At 73.2% G+C, this 18,182-nt stretch carries 12 protein-coding genes and 1 pseudogene; 6 read left to right on the top strand and 7 right to left on the bottom strand.

Features of this window, described 5'->3' with window-relative positions; translation table 11 throughout:
• Positions 1-2: 2 nt before the first annotated feature.
• Positions 3-998 carry an MASE1 domain-containing protein gene (locus AC07FK_RS24380; RefSeq protein WP_479107151.1) on the bottom strand — a complete coding sequence of 332 codons (996 nt, stop codon included), beginning with the start codon at positions 996-998 and terminating at the stop codon, positions 3-5.
• Between the two features lie 66 nt (positions 999-1,064).
• The gene (locus AC07FK_RS24375; RefSeq protein ID WP_479107054.1) at positions 1,065-1,898 is read right to left on the bottom strand and encodes a PP2C family protein-serine/threonine phosphatase; all 834 of its coding nucleotides are present in this window, start codon (positions 1,896-1,898) and stop codon (positions 1,065-1,067) included.
• A gap of 411 nt (positions 1,899-2,309) precedes the next feature.
• Between AC07FK_RS24375 and AC07FK_RS24370 the strand changes: the two genes are divergently transcribed.
• The 3 genes from AC07FK_RS24370 to AC07FK_RS24360 all read left to right on the top strand — a co-directional run bounded on the left by AC07FK_RS24370 (position 2,310) and on the right by AC07FK_RS24360 (position 5,890).
• The gene (locus tag AC07FK_RS24370; protein WP_479107053.1) at positions 2,310-3,080 is read left to right on the top strand and encodes an NPP1 family protein; all 771 of its coding nucleotides are present in this window, start codon (positions 2,310-2,312) and stop codon (positions 3,078-3,080) included.
• Between the two features lie 459 nt (positions 3,081-3,539).
• Positions 3,540-4,157, top strand: coding sequence for a transglycosylase SLT domain-containing protein (locus AC07FK_RS24365; RefSeq protein ID WP_479107052.1), 618 nt, complete (start codon positions 3,540-3,542; stop codon positions 4,155-4,157).
• Between the two features lie 197 nt (positions 4,158-4,354).
• Positions 4,355-5,890, top strand: a complete 1,536-nt coding sequence (locus tag AC07FK_RS24360) for an SDR family oxidoreductase (protein WP_479107051.1) — start codon at positions 4,355-4,357, stop codon at positions 5,888-5,890.
• A gap of 46 nt (positions 5,891-5,936) precedes the next feature.
• Here the strand turns inward: AC07FK_RS24360 and AC07FK_RS24355 are convergent, their stop codons facing one another.
• Both AC07FK_RS24355 and AC07FK_RS24350 read right to left on the bottom strand, forming a co-directional pair.
• Positions 5,937-7,298 (bottom strand): carboxyl transferase domain-containing protein, encoded by a 1,362-nt coding sequence (locus AC07FK_RS24355; RefSeq protein ID WP_479107050.1) that lies wholly within the window; start codon positions 7,296-7,298, stop codon positions 5,937-5,939.
• Complete coding sequence (locus AC07FK_RS24350) at positions 7,291-8,730, bottom strand: acyl-CoA synthetase (protein ID WP_479107049.1); 1,440 nt, start codon at positions 8,728-8,730, stop codon at positions 7,291-7,293. Before AC07FK_RS24350 ends, AC07FK_RS24355 begins: the two co-directional genes overlap by 8 nt.
• A 214-nt stretch (positions 8,731-8,944) precedes the next feature.
• Between AC07FK_RS24350 and AC07FK_RS24345 the strand changes: the two genes are divergently transcribed.
• Entirely contained in the window at positions 8,945-11,008 is a 2,064-nt protein-coding gene (locus AC07FK_RS24345) for a SpoIIE family protein phosphatase (protein ID WP_479107048.1), read from the top strand.
• A gap of 3 nt (positions 11,009-11,011) precedes the next feature.
• Here AC07FK_RS24345 and AC07FK_RS24340 read toward each other — a convergent pair whose 3' ends face one another.
• Positions 11,012-13,732, bottom strand: coding sequence for a SpoIIE family protein phosphatase (locus AC07FK_RS24340; protein WP_479107047.1), 2,721 nt, complete (start codon positions 13,730-13,732; stop codon positions 11,012-11,014).
• A gap of 178 nt (positions 13,733-13,910) precedes the next feature.
• Here AC07FK_RS24340 and AC07FK_RS24335 point away from each other — a divergent pair, with 178 nt between their 5' ends.
• Together AC07FK_RS24335 and AC07FK_RS24330 are read left to right on the top strand one after the other, a co-directional pair.
• Positions 13,911-14,489: a PadR family transcriptional regulator gene (locus AC07FK_RS24335; protein ID WP_479107046.1), complete on the top strand. Its 579-nt coding sequence runs from the start codon at positions 13,911-13,913 to the stop codon at positions 14,487-14,489.
• Positions 14,490-14,585: 96 nt separating this feature from the next.
• Positions 14,586-16,313, top strand: coding sequence for an acyl-CoA dehydrogenase family protein (locus AC07FK_RS24330; RefSeq protein WP_479107045.1), 1,728 nt, complete (start codon positions 14,586-14,588; stop codon positions 16,311-16,313).
• 32 nt (positions 16,314-16,345) lie between these two features.
• On the opposite strand, the gene AC07FK_RS24325 is transcribed toward AC07FK_RS24330, so the two are convergent.
• Positions 16,346-17,299: an SGNH/GDSL hydrolase family protein gene (locus tag AC07FK_RS24325; protein WP_479107044.1), complete on the bottom strand. Its 954-nt coding sequence runs from the start codon at positions 17,297-17,299 to the stop codon at positions 16,346-16,348.
• Between the two features lie 129 nt (positions 17,300-17,428).
• Positions 17,429-18,081, bottom strand: a pseudogene (locus tag AC07FK_RS24320) (alginate lyase family protein); the annotation flags it as partial.
• Positions 18,082-18,182: the final 101 nt, after the last annotated feature.

The following is an 18,182-nucleotide window of genomic DNA, read 5'->3' as shown; positions in this document are numbered from 1 at the left end:
TGTCAGTCGGCCGTTCCGCGGCTGTCGCCCAGGCCGGAACCCAGCCGGTGCGCCGCTTCCCCCGGCGCGAGGCGCTCCACCACTTCGGCGAGGTCGTGGCAGGCCAGCTCGATCTTCAGCCGGACGTTCTGCTGCTCGGTGATGATCGCCGCCAGCAGCAGCGCGGTGAGCGCCGCCGAGCCGTTGAGCGCCTGCAGGGTGAGCATGATCTCGAAGAGGCTGTGGTCCGCGAACGGTCCGGCGTCGTCGATCGCCGCCGAGATCGCCAGTACGGACACGAACACCGCGCACGGCGCGCTCCCCGCGAGCTGGAAACGCAGGGCGGCCCAGATCAGCAGCGGGAAGACGAGGAAGAGCAGGGACATCTCGCTCCGGGTGGCCAGGGAGGCGACCACCGCGGCCGTGACCGCCAGGGCCAGAACCTCTGCCCACCGGGAGGTGTCGCGCGGCATCCGACACCGCCGCAGGACGACCAGCAGCGGTGTCACCACCAGCACGCCCATGGCGTCCCCGGCCCACCACGCGGCCCACACGGGCCAGAAGTTCCCGAGGAGCAGATTGCCGCTCAGGACCAGGACGCCCGAGCCCACCGTGGCGCTGATCAGCATCCCGCCCAGGGCTCCGAGGAAGACCAGCGCCACCCCGTCCCTCAGCCGGTTCAGCTCGGCGTGGTAGCCCACGCGGCGCAGCATCAGGTACGCGCACACCGGGGCCAGTGTGTTGCCCGCCATGATGCCCAGCTCGGCCGCGCGGAACGAGGTGATCGACAGCACGACCAGGAGGGTGCCCAGCGCGATCCCCGGCCAGACCCGCAACCCCATGTAGAGAAGGGAGCTGAGGGCGATGCCGGTGGGCGGCCACAGCGGCGTGACGACCGAGCCCTCGACGGTCACCTGCTCCAGCAGACCGACCTGCCCGGCCGCGAAATAGGCCCCGGCCACGCCGAGAATCCGAAGAACGGCTCCGGACACGCGTCGGATCTCCTCGGTGCGCATCACACCAGCCATCAGACAACGCCCTCCGGCCCCGCACGGGCCGTGACACGCCCCTGAGGGCCGCTTACCTCACCCGGGCCGCTCCGCCGACGCCCCCGGGCCGTCGTAGGTCAGGACGAGCACGGCGGCGTCGTCCGCGTGGCCGGTGGAGTCCGTCACCTTCATCACCTCGGCGGCCAGAACGTCGGGATCGCCGCCGCATCCCGCCGCGACCAGGGCCGCCACCTGCTCCAGCCCGTCCTCTATCGGAAACGACGGCCCCTCGACCACTCCGTCCGTCACCAGAACGAAAGACCCCGGCTGTGTCAGCCGGCGGCGGACGACCGGGTACTCCTCGCCCAGCATCAGGCCGAGTGGCAGGCCGCCCTCGTCCTCGGCGACACCGCACCGGCCGTCGGCCGAGGCCCACACCGTGGGCACATGGCCGGCGCGGGCGCTCTCGAGTTCCTGGGTGGCCGGATCGAAGCGCAGGAACGTACAGGTCGCGAAGAGGCTGCTGTCCACCGACAGCAGCAGCTCGTTGGCCCGGCGGAGCACCTCGCCGGGGTCTGCGGCGGCCATGGCCACCGCGCGCAGGCCGATCCTCACCTGGCCCATGAAGGCGGCCGCCTCGACGTCGTGCCCCTGCACGTCCCCGACGCAGAACGCCAGTGAGCCGTCGGGGAGCGCGAAGCCGTCGTACCAGTCACCGCCGATGTCCAGGCCGTGGCGCGCGGGCGAGTACCGGGCCGCGGTCCGCAGTCCGGGGACGGCGGGCAGCTCGGCGGGCAGCATCTCGCGCTGGAGCGCCTCGGCCAGCTCCACCCGCGCCTGCTGCAACTCCGTGCCGGTACGAACCTGCGCCGTGAGCCGCCCCAGCCGGGTCAGCAGGTCGTCGGCGCTCGTGGGGCGACGCCGGGTCATGGACCGCTCCGAGATTCATGGGCTCCTGCTCGCGAACCACTGCCGGAAACCGCACGCAGCGGCACGCCCCATGGTATTTCCGGGACGCGACTTCCGCTCAGCGAGCGGAGCGGCGGCCTGCTCGCCCGCCGCCCGGGGAGGTGCCGACGGTTCGCGGGGGGCCGCATGAACCGAACGGGTGTGCTGGCCGCCTGAACGATCCCCTGTGCCGCGCGGCGTCGTGTGCCGCGGCGGCCGCGTCCGCGGCTTCGTCGTGGCGGTGGCCGGTCAAGGACTGACACCCGCCATCCTTCCGTTTTTTGACGTCCCGTCACGCCAACCGCCCCGGTGTGCGGCGCGGTTCGGCAATGCTGTGATGGGCATGTCAATCTGGCCGCGTGCCGGACGCCCGCGGCCCGTCAGGAGGACACAGTGAAGACGAGTTCGCGGATACGCAGAATCCCGATCGCCCTCGCCGGCGCTCTGGCGCTGGTCGTCGCTTTTCCGGGCAGCGCTCTCGCCGCCCCGCCCTCGGCGCTCCCCGTTAACGCGGACGGCCTGGAACAGGCGTTCCAGCCCGCCTACGACTACGACACGGACGGTTGCTACCCCACCCCCGCCATAGGCCCGGACGGGACGGTGAACGGCGGCCTCAAGCCGTCCGGCGCCCTCAACGGCCAGTGCCGTGACGCGTGGGACCTCGACAACACCAACGGATACGCGCGCTCCAAGTGCAACAACGGCTGGTGCGCGATCATGTACGGCCTCTACTTCGAGAAGGACCAGGCCGTGGCGGGCAGCGGGCTCGGCGGTCACCGCCACGACTGGGAGCACGTCGTGGTCTGGGTGCAGAACAACCAGGCCCAGTACGTCTCCACCTCCGCCCACGGCAGCTTCGCCGTCCACGGCCGCGGCCGCATCCGGTGGGACGGTACGCACGCCAAGATCGTCTACCACAAGGACGGTCTGAGCACGCACTGCTTCCGCCCCGCGAACACCAACGACGAGCCCCCGGAGAACCACCACCGCGGGTGGCAGTTCCCCAAGCTGGTCGGCTGGAACGGCTATCCCGCCGGGGTGCGCGACAAGCTCAGCCAGGCCGATTTCGGGAGCGCCGTGTTCGGCCTCAAGGACGGCAACTTCAACCGCCACCTGGAGAAGGCCAAGCCGGCCGGGATCCCGTTCGCCCCGCACGCCTCCTGACCGCCCTCCTCGCCGCTCCACCCGCGGGGCGGCCCGGGTGCGGACGTCGCGGCGTGACGCGGACGGCCGCGAGCGGCTTCCGCGACCGCCGGCACACCGCATCCGGGCCGCCCCGAAAACGCCCTCCGGACCCCTCCGGAGCCGCTCCGGCTGTGAGTCGGCCCATAGGGCCCGGATCACACACGATGCCCGGTAGTAGGCGCCGGTGCGCGGTTTCGCGGGCCGTGTCCGGGGCGTTCGGCTTCGGCGGGCCCTCTGCTACGTAGCCGGGCCGTACGGCCGGTCATTGCCGACGCCGCGGACTGCCGTTAACCATGGATCGAGCCCGGGGGAGCTGATCGCTCCCGACCGGCCGAGCGCCACTCGCCCCGGCCGTCGCAGACCCCGTCGCGCAGCTCCACTCCGCCGTCGCAGGTCCCCGCGCTGTCCTGTTGTCTCCCGAAGGAGAGTTCCATCCGTATGACCGCTCAGTCTCTGAACCTCGCCGCCCGTCCCGTCCGCAAGTTCTCGGTCTCCGCCCTGTGCGCCGCCGGAGCCGCGGCGGTGGCCCTGTCCGTCGCCCCGTCCCCCGCGCACGCCGCCGCCCCGGCCGCGCAGAGCGTGGCGGCGTCGGCGCAGGTCTCGGCGGCCGGTGTCTTCGCGCAGGCGGACACCATCGCCGCGCAGGCCGCGAAGGCGGAGAAGGTCGCGAAGGCGGAGAAGGCGGAGAAGGCAGAGAAGGCGGCCAAGGCGAAGAAGGCCGCGAAGGCGTCCTACCCGGACAACCTCGACGGCTGGATCCGTGAGGCGCTGGCCATCATGAAGGAGGAAGGCATCCCCGGCAGCTACGAGGGCCTCCACCGCAACATCATGCGTGAGTCCGGCGGCGACCCCCACGCGGCCAACAACTGGGACATCAACGCGCAGAACGGCACGCCGTCCAAGGGACTGCTCCAGGTGATCCAGCCCACCTTCGACGCCTACCACGTCGCGGGCACCCCGAAGGAGCTGACCGACCCGGTCGCCAACATCACCGCGGCGGCCAACTACGCCGCCGACCGGTACGGCTCGATCGACAACGTCGACTCCGCCTACTGAGCGTCGCCGGCGACGCTCACGGCACCCCCGCGTACGGAAACGGCGTAGTCACGCAAGCCGGAGCCGGGCCGCGGGGAAAGTGCGCCCCCGCCGCGTCCGCGTGCCGCCCGCGCGCGGAAGCGGTTGAGTGGGGGAGAGCGGCGAGGAAGCGACCCGGCGGCGCCGGGCATCGCACGCCCGTCACGACGGAGGCGCACATGACACAAGCGAACGGAACCCCGCGGCTGCGGTGCCTGGTCACCGGCGCCACCGGTTACATCGGCGGCAGGCTCGTGCCCGAGCTGCTCGGCGCCGGACACCGGGTCCGCTGTCTGGCCCGTACGCCGGAGAAACTGCGCGACCACCCCTGGGCCGAGCGGGTCGAGGTGATGCGCGGCGACGTCACCGACGAGGACTCGGTACGCGAGTCCATGCGGGGCGTCGACGTCGCGTACTACCTGGTGCACGCCCTCGGCACCGGTGCGCATTTCGAGCGGACCGACCGCCGGGCCGCCGAGATCTTCGGGGAGCAGGCCCGCGCCGCGGGCGTCCGGCGCATCGTCTACCTCGGCGGCCTGACACCGCGCGGCGTCCCCGAACGCGAGCTGTCGCCCCATCTGCGCTCGCGGGCCGAAGTGGGTTCGATCCTGCTGAAGTCCGGCGTGCCGACGACCGTACTGCGCGCCGCGGTCATCATCGGCTCCGGGTCCGCCTCCTTCGAGATGCTCCGGTACCTCACCGAACGTCTTCCGGTCATGGTCACGCCCAGCTGGGTCCGTACCCGAATCCAGCCGATCGCCGTGCGCGACGTCCTGCGCCACCTCGTCGGCAGCGCGCTCATGCCCGAGGACGTGAACCGCGCTTTCGACATCGGCGGCGCCGACGTCGTCACCTACCGCGACATGATGCGCAGGTACGCCGCCGTGGCCGGGCTGCCCCGGCGCCTCATCGTGCCCGTGCCCGTCCTGACGCCGGGACTGTCCAGCCACTGGGTCGGCCTGGTGACGCCGGTGCCGCGGCAGATCGCCCGCCCCCTGGCCGAGTCCCTGCGGCACGAGGTCGTCTGCCACGAGCACGACATCGCCGCGTACGTCCCCGACCCGCCGGGCTCGCCCATCGGCGTCGACAAGGCGCTCGCGCTGGCGCTCCAGCGGGTCAAGGAGGCCCGGGTCACCACCCGCTGGTCCTCCGCGTCGGTGCCCGGCGCGCCCAGCGACCCGCTGCCCACCGACCCCGACTGGGCCGGCGGCAGCCTCTACACCGATCGGCGGGAACTGACCGTCGACGCCACCCCGCAGGCCCTGTGGAAGGTGATCGAGGGCGTCGGCGGCGAGAACGGCTGGTATTCGTTCCCCCTGGCCTGGGCCGTGCGCGGCTGGGCGGACCGCCTCGTCGGCGGCGTGGGGCTCAGGCGCGGGCGCCGCGACGCCCACCGGCTGCGCGTGGGGGACTCGCTGGACTTCTGGCGGGTCGAGGAGATCGAGCGGGGCCGCCTGCTCCGGCTGCGGGCGGAGATGCGGCTGCCGGGCCTGGCCTGGCTGGAGATGTACGTGGAGCGGGACGAGGCCGGGCGCACCCGCTACCGGCAGCGGGCCCTGTTCCATCCCCACGGTCTGCTGGGGCACGCGTACTGGTGGGGTGTCTCGCCGTTCCACGCCCTCGTCTTCGGCGGCATGGCCCGCAACATCGCCCTCGCCGCCGCCGGCACACCGTCCGGACGGCCCGCCGCCGAACAGACCGCGCCGTCGCCGTGAGCCCGCGGCGACGGCGCGTCGCGGCGCCCCGGCGGGCCGCAGGCGGTCAGCCCACGACCCCGCGCGCGATGCCCAGCTCTACCAGATCCCGGGGGCGCAGCCGCAGCAGGTCCGCCGTTTCCGGGACCTGCTCCGGGGTGCGCTTGAGGATGGCGGCGGCGGCCTCCGGAGCGATCACCGAGAAGTAACTGTTGTGGGCGGCCCACAGGTTGCCCGGCGCAGTCAGGGCGAGGGCGCCGCCCGACCCGCCCTCGCCGATCAGGAGCGTGGTGACCGGCACGCGCGCCGTCGCCATCGCGTCGAAGAGGTCCGCGATGGCGGCGCCCGCGCCCGCCCGTTCGGCCGCGGCGTCGTTCGCCGCCCCCGGTGTGTCGACCAGGGTGAGGACCGGGACGCCGAGCCGGCCGGCGAGGCGGACCAGACGGGCGGCGGTGCGGAAGCCGGCCGGGAGCGTCGCGGTGCCGCACTGGGCGGCGTACGCGACGGCGCGGCCCCGCCGCAGCCCGAAGCCGCAGCGCATGCCGGGGTCCGTGCCCCCGCACCGGTCGCCGCTGATCTCCCGGACCTGATCGAAGTACGCGGCGAGGTACGCGTCGGCGCGCGGTCGCCGGGGGGAGCGGGCCCGGGTCACCGCCTCCCAGCCGGTGGCGGGGTCGCCGGTCGCGGAACCGGCGAGCGGTCCCGGCGGCTCGGGCGGCCCTTCCCAGGGGTCGGCGCCCAGGTGGCGCAGCCACTGGGCCAGCGCGTCCCGCAGGTCCTCGGGGCGTACGACCGCGTCGATCTGGCCGGCGGCCAGCTGCCCCTCGGCGGTGTACGCCGCCGGGTCGGCGTCCGGCGGCCGCACCCGCGACCCCGCGAAGCCGACCTGCGCGCCGGGCAGCGCCAGGACGACGTCCGCGCCCGCGCCGAGCGTCGCCCACCCGCCCCCGGTGGTGGGGTCGCGCAGGACCGCGAGCTGCGGCACCCCGCAGGCCCGCAGCGCGGCGGAATGCCGTGCCACGCGCTGGAGCTGGACCAGGGCCGCCATGCCCTCCTGCATGCGGCTGCCACCGGTGGCGATCAGGGAGACGAGCGGAAGGCGCCGTTCGCGGGCCACGGTGTACGCGGCTTCCAGGCGGTCGCCCGTCCGCTCGCCGAGGGAGCCGCCGAGGAACCCGAACTCGAAGGACACGACGACCGCTTCGGTGCCGCCGACGGAACCGGTGCCGCAGACGACGGACTCGCTCTCGCCGGTGCGCTCCCCGGCGCGGGCGAGCGACGGGCCGTACCCCGGCCACCCGATCGGTCCGTCGGGGCGGCGGGACGCTCCGGGCCGCCCGTCCGGGACCCGGGCCGCGGCGAGTTCGGCGAAGCTGCCGCGTTCCACGACCGCGGCGATCGCGTCGCGGGCCGTCCGGATGTCAGTCATGCAGCGCCCGCTTCATGATCTTGCCCATGTCGTTGCGCGGCAGCGCGTCGAGCAGGCGGACCACCCGCGGCCGCTTGTGCGGCGCGAGCTGGCCCGTCACGTGACGCGCCAACTCGTCGAGGGACGGCGGCCGTCGAGCGTCCGACGGCACGATCCAGGCGACGATCCGCTCGCCGAGATCGGCGTCCGGTTCACCGGTGACCGCCGCCTCCCGCACCCCCGGGTGATCGAGGAGGGCGTTCTCGATCTCGCCCGCGCCGATCTTGTAGCCGCCGCTCTTGATGAGGTCGGTCGCCTTGCGCCCGACGATGCGGACGTACCCGTCCGGGTCCCGCGTCGCCATGTCGCCGGTGCGGAACCAGTCGCCGTCGAACGCCGCCGCCGTCGCGTCCGGACGGTTCAGGTACGCGGTGAACAGGTTCGCCCCCCGCACCTGGATCTCCCCGACGCTCTCGCCGTCGTACGCCGTCATCTCCTCGCCCGACTCCTCTACCAACCGCACCTCCACGCCGTCGAGCGGCAGGCCGACCGTGCCGGGCCTGGGCTCGCCGTCCGCTCGGACGCTCGTGATCATCAGGGTCTCGGTCATGCCGTACCGCTCGACGACCCGCCGCCCGGTCGCCGCGGCGATCCGTTCGTGGTCGTGCACCGGCAGCGCGGCCGACCCCGACACCAGCAGTCGCGCGCCGGACAGGGCCCCGGCGAGATCCGGGTCGCCCGGCAGCGCCTCGGCGATGCGGTGGTACATGGTCGGGACGCCGAAGAACATGGTGCCGTGAGCGGCCAGCTCGCGGGCCAGGGCGTCCGTCTCGAAGCGGCCGAGGTGGTGCACGGCGCCGCCGTGCCGCAGCGGGCCGAGGATGCCCAGGATCAGCCCGTGCACGTGGAACAGGGGCAGGGCGTGCACCAGTACGTCCTCCCCGGTCCACTGCCAGGCGTCGGCCAGCGCGTCGAGGGTCGCTGTGATCGCCCGGCGCGGCAGGACGGCGCCCTTCGGGGGGCCGGTGGTGCCGGAGGTGTAGACGACCAGCGCGGGCGCCTCGGCGGGCGGTTCGGGCGGAAGGGGCCCGGCCCCGGTCGCGCGTACGCCGACGTCGACGCGCTCCAGCCCGTCGAGGACCGGCGGGAGCCGGTCGCCCGGGGCGGCCAGCACGAGCGACGGCGCACTGTCGGAGACGATGTGCTTCAGCTCCCGCTCGCCGGTCCTCGGATTGAGGGGTACGGCCGGCACGCCGGCCAGCAGTGCCGCGACGACGCCGACGGCGGTCTCCAGGGTCGGGGCGGCCCAGACGGCGACCCGGCCCGCGCCTGCGAGCCGGCCGGCCGTCGCGCCGGCGGCGGCGGCCAGCTCGGCATGGGTCAGGCGGCGGTCGCCGAAACGCAGCGCCTGCCGGTTCGACCCTGCGGCCAGGGCCGGAAAGAGAGTGGACACGCGTCGTACTCCTCGCTGTGCGGCGGCCGGGACCCGGGCGACCGACGATAACCGGGTACGCGCGGGTACGGGTCGGAAACCGGCGCACGCGGTGACCCGCCGCGCCGGCGGGGCCGGCGGCCAGTCCGCGCCGGTGCTGAGGAAAGGCCCCGGCTCGATGCCTCGGATAAGGTGTTTGAGGAGAAATGCGCCCTACCGGGGTTAGGTCGATGCGTTGGACACACACCAGTCGTCGGGCGACGCTCCGGGACAGCCCCCCGGGGTGGTCGGGTACGCGGGCGTGCTGCGCGAGCTGCTGCCGATCGCGCTGTGGCGCGAGGACGCGGACGGCCGGATCGTGGAGTGGTCGCTGGCCGCGCGGGACCTGCTCGGACATCAGCCCGACGATGTCCTGGGCCGCCCCGCCACACCCCTCCTGGTGCCCGACGGCAACCGGGTACTGGCCGATCAGCTGACGCGGCGGGTCCAGGCGGGCGAAGCCGTCGTCGGGACCCTGCCGGTACGGCACCGCGACGGTCACGACGTGACGATGGAGATGTGGATCGTCCCCGCCACCGACCCGGCGGGACGGCCCGGCACCCTGCTGATCGCCGTCGAGACCTCCGAGGTCCTGCGCATGCGGGACTCCCTGGCGGCCCTGGAGAGCCTCTTCACCCAGTCGCCCATCGGCCTCGCCACCCTCGGCCCCGACCTGCGGTTCCTGCGGGTCAACGACGCTCTCGCCCGGATGAACGGCGTCTCCGCCGCCGCGCACCTGGGCAAGCGGCTGACCGAGGTCGTGCCCGGCGTGAACGCCACGGCACTGGAGTCGACGATGCGGCACGTCCTGGACCGGGGCACCCCCGTCGTCGACGCCCGCAGGACAGGCCGTACCCCCGCCGATCCCGACAAGGACCGGACCTGGTCGTGCTCCTACGCCCCGCTGCTCGACAACGCCGGCCGGCGGCTGGGACTGATCGCCTCCCTGATCGACATCACCGAGAGCCAGCAGGCACAGATCGACGCCGAACGGGCCCGGCACCGCCTGGCCCTCCTCGCCGAGGCCGGCACCCGGATCGGCACCACCCTGGACCTGCGCCAGACCGCCGAGGAGATCGTCCAGGTCCTCGTGCCGCGCTTCGCCGACTCGGCCGACGTACAGCTGCTGGAAGAGGTCCTGGAACCCGACGAGGCCGCCGCGTCCACCCGGGGCGTGGTGCGCCGGATGGCGGCCGCATTCCCCGATCCGTCCGCCCCCACGGCGACACTGGTGCCCGGCACGACCTCGCGGATTCCGCTCGGCTCGCTGTACGAGCGGGTCATCGCCGACGGGCGGCCCATGAACCTGTACCAGTCCGACGTGCCGGCGCTGATCACCGACCCGCACGCCGACAGCCTGCGCGAGTACCTCATGACGCTCGGATGCGCGCGGCTGATCCCCCTCGTCGCCCGCGGCAAGGTGCTGGGCGCGGTCGTCGTCACGCGCCTGCGCAGCCGTGAGCCGTTCGACGAACAGGACTGCGTCCTCGTCGACGAGCTGGTCGCGCGCGCCGCGCTGAACATCGACAACGCGCGCATGTACACCAGCCAGCGGGCGGCCGCCCTCACCCTGCGGCGGAGCCTGACGAACAGCGAGCTGCCCGACGTGAGCGGCCTCGAACTCACCGGGCGCTACCTGCCCGCCAGCGACCACGCCGTCGGCGGCGACTGGTTCGACGTCATCGAACTGCCGGAGGGCAGAACCGGCCTCGTGATCGGCGACGTGATGGGCCACGGGATCCACGCGGCGGCCGTCATGGGGCAGTTGCGCACGGCCGTGCGCACGCTCGCCCGGCACGACATCGCCCCCGCCGAGCTGCTCCGCTCCCTCGACGCCGTCGTGACCGACGTGGGGGAGGACGAGATGGCGACCTGCGTGTACGCCGTGCACGACCCGGTGGCCGGCGAGTGCGTGATCGCCAGGGCCGGACACCCCCCGCCGGCCGTGGCCACGGCCGGCGGGGACCTCGCGTTCCTCGGCGGCTCGCCGGGCGTGCCGCTGGGGACCGGCGGGCGGGACTTCCGGACGCAGCGGGTGCCGCTGCCCCCGGGGAGCCTGCTGGTCATGTACACCGACGGCCTGATCGAGGCCAGGGACCGGGACCTCGACGAGGGCATGGGCAGGCTCGCCCGTGCCCTGGCGCGGCGGGAGCGCCCGCTGGAGGAGCTCTGCGACAGCGTGCTCGCCGAGCTCCTGCCCCGTCCCGCGCTGGACGACGTGGCGGTGCTCCTGGCCCGCACCCGGCGGACCCGGACCTGAGCGTCACAGGGTGTCGATGTCGATGTCGTCGATGTCGAAGAAGCCGAGGAGCTCCTGCTCCGGCTCGGCGGAGGCGCCCGGCAGCGCCTGCTCGGCCCAGATGACCTTGCCCGCTGACGTGTACCGGGTGCCCCACCGCTGGCTCAGCTGCGCCACCAGGAACAGCCCCCGCCCTCCCTCGTCCGTGGTGGCGGCGTGGCGCAGATGGGGCGACGTACTGCTCCCGTCGGACACCTCGCAGGTCAGGGTGCGATCACGCAGCAGTCGCATTCGCACCGGGGCGGTGCCGTAGCGGATGGCGTTGGTGATCAGCTCGCTGAGAATCAGCTCCGTGCCGAACGCCAGGGGCGACAGGTCCCATTCGTCCAGCTTCTTCGCGACGACGGCTCGCATCGCACTGACCGCGCTGGGTGCGAACGGCACACTCCAGTCGGCGACGCGGTCCGGTCCGAGTGTCCGGGTGCGGGCGACGAGCAGAGCCACGTCGTCCCGGGGACGGGCCGGCAGCAGGACGTCGAGGATCGCCCGGCAGCTCTCTTCCGGGTGCCGGTCCGGATGGCCGCTCAGAGCGGAGCGCAGCAGTTCCAGCCCTTCGTCGATGTCCCGGGTGCGGTCCTCGATCAGACCGTCGGTGTAGAGCACCAGCTGGCTGCCCTCGGACAGCAGCAGCTCGGCGGTCTCGAACGGCATCCCGCCCAGCCCCAGCGGCGGCCCGGTCGGCAGCTGGAAGATCTCCACCGGTCCGTCGGGACGGACCACCAGCGGCGGCGGGTGTCCCGCCCGGGCCATGACGCAGCGCCGGGACACCGGGTCGTACACGGCGTACAGGCAGGTGGCGCCCAGCATGCCGTCGTCGTCGGCGTCCGCGCCGTCCTCGCCGTTGTGGTCGATGCGCTGCACGAGGTCGTCGAGACGGGACAGCAGTTCGTCGGGCGGCAGGTCGAGGGACGAGAAGTTGTGCACCGCCGTACGCAGCCGCCCCATGGTGGCCGCGGCGTGCAGCCCGTGGCCGACCACGTCACCGACGACGAGCGCGACGCGGCTGCCCGACAGGGGGATCACGTCGAACCAGTCGCCGCCCACCCCGGACTGCGCGGGCAGGTAGTAGTGCGCCACCTCGACGGCGCTGTGCTCGGGCAGACCGCGCGGCAGCAGGCTGCGCTGGAGCGCCACGGCCACGGTGTGTTCGCGGGTGTAGCGGCGGGCGTTGTCGATGCTGACCGCGGCCCGGGCGACCAGCTCCTCGGCCAGCGACAGATCCTCGTCGTCGAAGGGCTCGGGTTTCTCCATGCGCCAGAAGTTCACCAGCCCGAGAACGACGCCCCGCGCCTTGAGGGGCGCTGTGATGAGGGAGTGGATGCCGTAGTCGACGATGCTCTGCGCGACGGGCGGGTCCTGCGCGAACCAGCCCGGCGCGTCCGACAGATCGGGCACCAGCTCGGCCTGGCCGCTCTCGAGCCCGCGGGCCTGCGGAGTCGACGGGAGGAAGTCGATCAGCTTGCCGCGCGGGTAGAGGGGCTGGTCGTCCCGGATGCCGCTGACCGCCGTACGCCGCAGGTCGGCGCCCGAGCCGGTCGGCTCGTCGCCGTGCAGCACCTTGTCCGCCAGGTCGACGGTCACGAAGTCCGCGAAGCGGGGTACGGCGACGTCCGCCAGCTCCTCGGCCGTGCGCCGCACGTCGAGCGTGGTGCCGATGCCGACTCCGGCGTCGTACAGCAGTTTGAGCCGCCGGCGGGCCGCGTCGGCCCGGCCCGTGAGGACGCGCATCTCGGTGGAGTCGCGGATGGTGACGGCGGACCCCTCGGGCTGGCCGTGGGGTTTCGTCGGCCGCTGGTTCACCACCAGCAGCCGGTTCCCGGCCGCGACGACCTCGTCGGTGGCCTCCCGGCCCGACAGCAGGAGGGCGGCCATCCGCTGGTCGAGGTGGGTCAGCTCGCCGACGTGCCGTCCCTCCGCGTCGGCCGGCAGGCCGAGCAGCCGCTTCGCCTCGTCGTTCGCGAGCAGCAGGCGGCCGTCCCCGTCGGTGATCAGGACGCCCTCCCGCACGGCGTGCAGGACCGCGTCGTGGTGTTCGTACATGCGGGTCATCTCCACGGTTCCGAGCCCGTGGGTCTGCCGCCGCAGCCGCCTGGTGACCAGTGCCGTGCCGGCGGTGGCCACGGCCAGGCCGGCCGCGCTGACACCGAGGATGACCGGGAGCTGCCGCTCGACCACGCCCGTGACGTTCTGCACGGTGAGACCGGCGGAGACCAGCGCCACGACCTCGCCGTCGGCGGCGGTTACCGGGACGATGGCCTGGATCTCCTGGCCGAGCGGCCCGTCCACGCTCTCCGTGTGGACCTGGCCGGCCAGGGACGGCTCGATCGTGCCGACGAACCGTTCGCCGATCCGGTCGGGCTGGGGGTGCGTGTAGCGGATTCCGCCGGTGTCCATCACCACGATGAAGTCGACGCCCGCGCGGGCACGCGTCTCTTCCGTCAGCGGCTGGAGAATCTCGGACGGATCCGGGGCGCTCAGCGCCTCGCGCAGGCCGAGCGAGCGGCTGAACGTCTCGGCGACCGCGATCGACCGGTTGCGGGCCTCACGGCCGCTGTCGTGGCGGGACTGGAGCACCAGCGCCAGCACGGCTCCGGCGGCGAGCAGCAGCACGACCGCCACCTGGAGGACGAAGACCTGTCCGGCGACGCTTCGGGGGCGCTTCCTGGTCAGTGACCGCACCGACACGCCCGGTATGGGGTGAAAAGATCGACCACAGTGTCATTTGTACCCCTGTGCGGGCCCCCACGCCTAGGTGGCCGTCCGGATCCGCCCGGGGCCCGGGGTGTTCACGCGGCGGGTGAGCCGCGTCTCACCCGGGCCGCACCGCTTGTCTATGCAACGAGTTGCATAGAAAGATCGGGGCATGGCGCTCGAACACGCGATCCTCGTCTCCCTGCTGGAGAAGCCGGGCTCCGGCTACGAGCTGGCCCGGCGGTTCGAGCGGTCCATCGGGTACTTCTGGAACGCCACGCACCAGCAGATCTACCGCGTGCTCAAGCGCATGGTGAGCGACGGCTGGATCGACGCCCGCGAGGTGCCGCAGCAGGCGCGGCCGGACAAGAAGGAGTACTCCGTCGCCGCGCCCGGCCGCGCCGCGCTTTCCCAGTGGCTGCACGACCCGATCGAACCCGAGAGCGTCCGGCACGACCTCGCCGTGAAGATCCGCGGCGCCGCCTTCGACGACCCGTCCGCGCTCATCAGCGAGGTGGAGCGGCACCACCAGGCGCACACCGACCGCCTCGCGCACTACCTCGCGGGGGAGCGGCGCGACTTCCCGGACGGCGGGCTCGACTTCCCGGACGCCGCACCGGGCAAGGCGCCCGACGCCGGTCGCGAGCTCCAGCACGTCGTGCTGCGCGGCGGCATCGCGTACGAGCGGATGATGCTCGCCTGGCTCGACGACGTCCTCGCCACCCTCCACCGGCTCGCCCGCGAACGCTGAGCGACGCGTACGCCTCCTGCCGCCGCGACGCCCCGGCCTTCGGCCCTCACCCCTCGACCGTCCCCCCTTCACCCTCATCCCGGAAGGCGAACCTCCATGGCCGACCCGCTGCTGTTCAACCCGCGCACCTACGACCCGGCGCACTTCGACCCCGAGACCCGCAGGCTGCTGCGCGCCACCGTCGACTGGTTCGAGGACCGTGGCAAGCGCAAGCTGATCGAGGACTACCGCTCCCGTGCGTGGCTGGCGGACTTCCTCGCGTTCTCCGCCAAGGAGGGGCTGTTCGCGACCTTCCTCACGCCCGCCTCCGCCGCCGGCGGCGAGCAGGACAAGCGCTGGGACACCGCCCGGATAGCCGCCCTCAACGAGATCTTCGGTTTCTACGGGCTCGACTACTGGTACGCGTGGCAGGTCACCGTCCTCGGCCTCGGCCCGGTCTGGCAGAGCGACAACGTCGCCGCCCGCGCCCGCGCGGCCGAACTCCTCGACCAGGGAGAGGTGTTCGCCTTCGGCCTCTCCGAGAAGACCCACGGCGCGGACATCTACTCCACCGACATGCTGCTGGAGCCGGACGGTGACGGCGCCGGGGGCTTCCGCGCCACCGGCTCGAAGTACTACATCGGCAACGGCAACGCCGCCGGGCTCGTCTCCGTCTTCGGCCGCCGCACCGACGTCGAGGGCCCGGACGGCTACGTCTTCTTCGCCGCCGACAGCCGCCACCCGGCGTACCACCTGGTGAAGAACGTCGTCGACTCCTCCAAGTACGTCAGCGAGTTCCGCCTGGAGGGCTACCCCGTCTCGGCCGAGGACGTCCTGCACACCGGCCGCGCCGCGTTCGACGCCGCGCTCAATACCGTCAACGTCGGCAAGTTCAACCTCTGCACCGCCTCCATCGGCATCTGCGAGCACGCGATGTACGAGGCCGTGACCCACGCGAGCAACCGCATCCTGTACGGCCGCCCCGTCACCGCCTTCCCGCACGTGCGCCGCGAGCTGACCGACGCGTACGTCCGGCTCGTCGGCATGAAGCTGTTCAGCGACCGCGCCGTCGACTACTTCCGCTCCGCCGGTCCCGACGACCGCCGTTACCTGCTCTTCAACCCGATGACGAAGATGAAGGTGACCACGGAGGGCGAGAAGGTCATCGACCTGATGTGGGACGTCATCGCCGCCAAGGGCTTCGAGAAGGACACCTACTTCGCCCAGGCCGCCGTCGAGATCCGGGGACTGCCCAAGCTCGAGGGCACGGTCCACGTCAACCTCGCGCTGATCCTCAAGTTCATGCGCAACCACCTGCTGGACCCGGCCGGTTACGCGCCCGTCCCGACCCGTCTCGACGCCGCGGACGACGACTTCCTCTTCCGCCAGGGTCCGGCGCGCGGCCTGGGCTCCGTACGCTTCCACGACTGGCGCACGGCCTACGACACGTACGCGCACGTCCCCAACGTCGCCCGTTTCCGCGAACAGGCCGACGCCCTGTGCGAGTTCGTGCGGACCGCCGCCCCGGACGAGGAGCAGAGCCGTGACCTCGACCTGCTGCTCGCCGTGGGCCAGCTGTTCGCCCTGGTCGTGCACGGCCAGCTGATCCTTGAGCAGGCGCGCCTGACCGGCCTGGAGGAGGACGTGCTCGACGAGCTGTTCTCCGTGCTGGTGCGCGACTTCTCCTCGCACGCCGTCGAGCTGTACGGCAAGGACTCCGCCACCGAGGAGCAGCAGCGCTGGGCGCTGGACGCGGTCCGGCGCCCGGTGGTCGACGAGGCCCGCGCGGCCCGGGTCTGGGAGCGCGTGGAGGCGCTGTCCGGGGCGTACGAGATGGCCCCGTAACGCAGTCGGACGCGCACCGGCCGGCGACCGGGTCAGCTCCCGGCGCCGGCCGTCCCGGGAGACGGCCGGCGCAGTGCGGCGTCGACCGTCGCGGCGATCGCCGCGCTGTAGCGCTCGATGCCCGGTGAGCGCACCGGGCAGGGGCGCGGCGTCTTCGTTGTCGGCGCGAGGCAGAAGTGCAGGTGGTCGTCGTCCCGGTGCAGCGTGACGAGTCCGTTCCGGCAGTCGCCGGGGCGGGCCCGCTCCGCCTCGTCGCAGGGCAGCCGCTGCGTCCAGGTGTAGCGCCCGCCCGCCGGACTCACCTTCCGCCCGGCGTCCGCCACGGTGTCGGCGCCGGAGGCCGCCCGGTCCCGGTAGATGCCGTTGATCCGCCGGGCCCGGTCCGGCGAGAAGGCGTCGGGGCCCTGGAGCACCCAGACGATGTTCGGCCGGGGGATCCCGGCGGAGCGGGCCGCCGCCGCTATCTGGCGCGTGAGGGCCTTCGCGTCGGCGGCGTACCGCGCGTAGTAGCGGTCGCCGCCGCCCTGCGCGATGGCGTCCATGCAGGGCGTGTACGCCCAGGAGTTGCCCCAGAACTGGAGGACGACGACCCGCGGCCGCTCCGACCTGACCAGGGCCGCCGCCTTGTGCTGCGGCGGTACGAGCGAGTCCCGCGCCGTCCCCTCCAGGTAGTCGCACAGCGTCGTACCGGAGTAGGGCCTGCTGTGCACGGTCGCCCGCCCCGAGGCGGAGATCCGGGCGGCCAGGACCCGCCCGCTCTCCATGGCCAGGGAGTCCCCGAGGTACAGCACCCGCGCCCGCTCGCGCGGCGGCTGCGACGCCGACGGCGTGCCCGGCGCGGGGGGCGATTCCCCGGGCCCGGCACCCGCCGCGGCGCGGGCGCTCGGCGGGGGAGCGGCGGCCGTCGTGGCGTCCGAGGGGTCCGAGCACCCGGTCAGCCAGGCCAGCGCCAGGGCGGCGAACACCGCGCATCGTCGGCTCGTCACGCGCCTTCCCCTCCCGCCGAAGTGACTCCGGTGACCCGGGTGGCCCCGGTGACGAGGCACCACACTGGACCCGCGAGCGGCTGAGGTCCAGACGGCGTACGCGCCAAAATCGCGGCCGGCGCGGCGCGGTCAGCTCGGGTTCGCGGCGTGGGTGAGGGTCGCCCAGGCGACGAAGAGGTTGTTGGAACCGGCCGGCCGGCCGCGTTCGGTGAGGGTCTGGGTGTTGCTCATCGCGTACCCCATGCGGTGGTGGAGGGCGTTGAAGCCGACCTCCATGACAGGACCGAGGCCCTGGTGCAGGGCGCCGCCGCGGAGCCAGGTCGGGGGCGCCTCGCCCAGTTCGTACTTCGCCTGGAACCCGAGGGCGTGGCGCAGGCGCTCCGCCACCTCGGCGTAGAGGTCCTGGCCCTGGATGCGGCTGGTCTCGGCGATGTGGCCGATCGCGGAGAGGCTGTAGCCGGTGTGGGTGAAGTCGCGGCAGGTCTCCTGGGTGAGGCCGTTGACGAACGTGGTCTGGCCCTGCCAGTACCTGACGATCTTGTCGCGCGTGTCGAGGCCGCTGCCCGGCGCGGTCCTGGGCAGGGCGCCGTCACTGGTCAGGTAGATGTACGCCGGGACGCGGCCGCGGAACAGGGCGACGGCCCTGTCGTACGCCGTGCGGTCCTCCAGGAAGACGGCGATGCCGATGGCGGCCTCGGTCATGCTCGGCTCCCAGTTGCCGTTGGAGCGGAGCCGTTGATCACCTCGGGCAGGTACACGGTGCGCAGCGTGGCGCCGAACCGGTCGACGCGAGTGGACGCGCGTGACGGTCGGTGAACCTGAAGGTCTGAACCAGGCACGTCAAGACGTTCGCCGGGTCGAACGGCGACGCGCGGCGGCGGGC

The sequence above is a fragment of the Streptomyces sp. NPDC046122 genome, assembly GCF_056429965.1.
The sequence above is the reverse complement of the archived record's forward strand: the minus strand, read 5'-3'. Positions and strand labels throughout refer to the sequence as shown.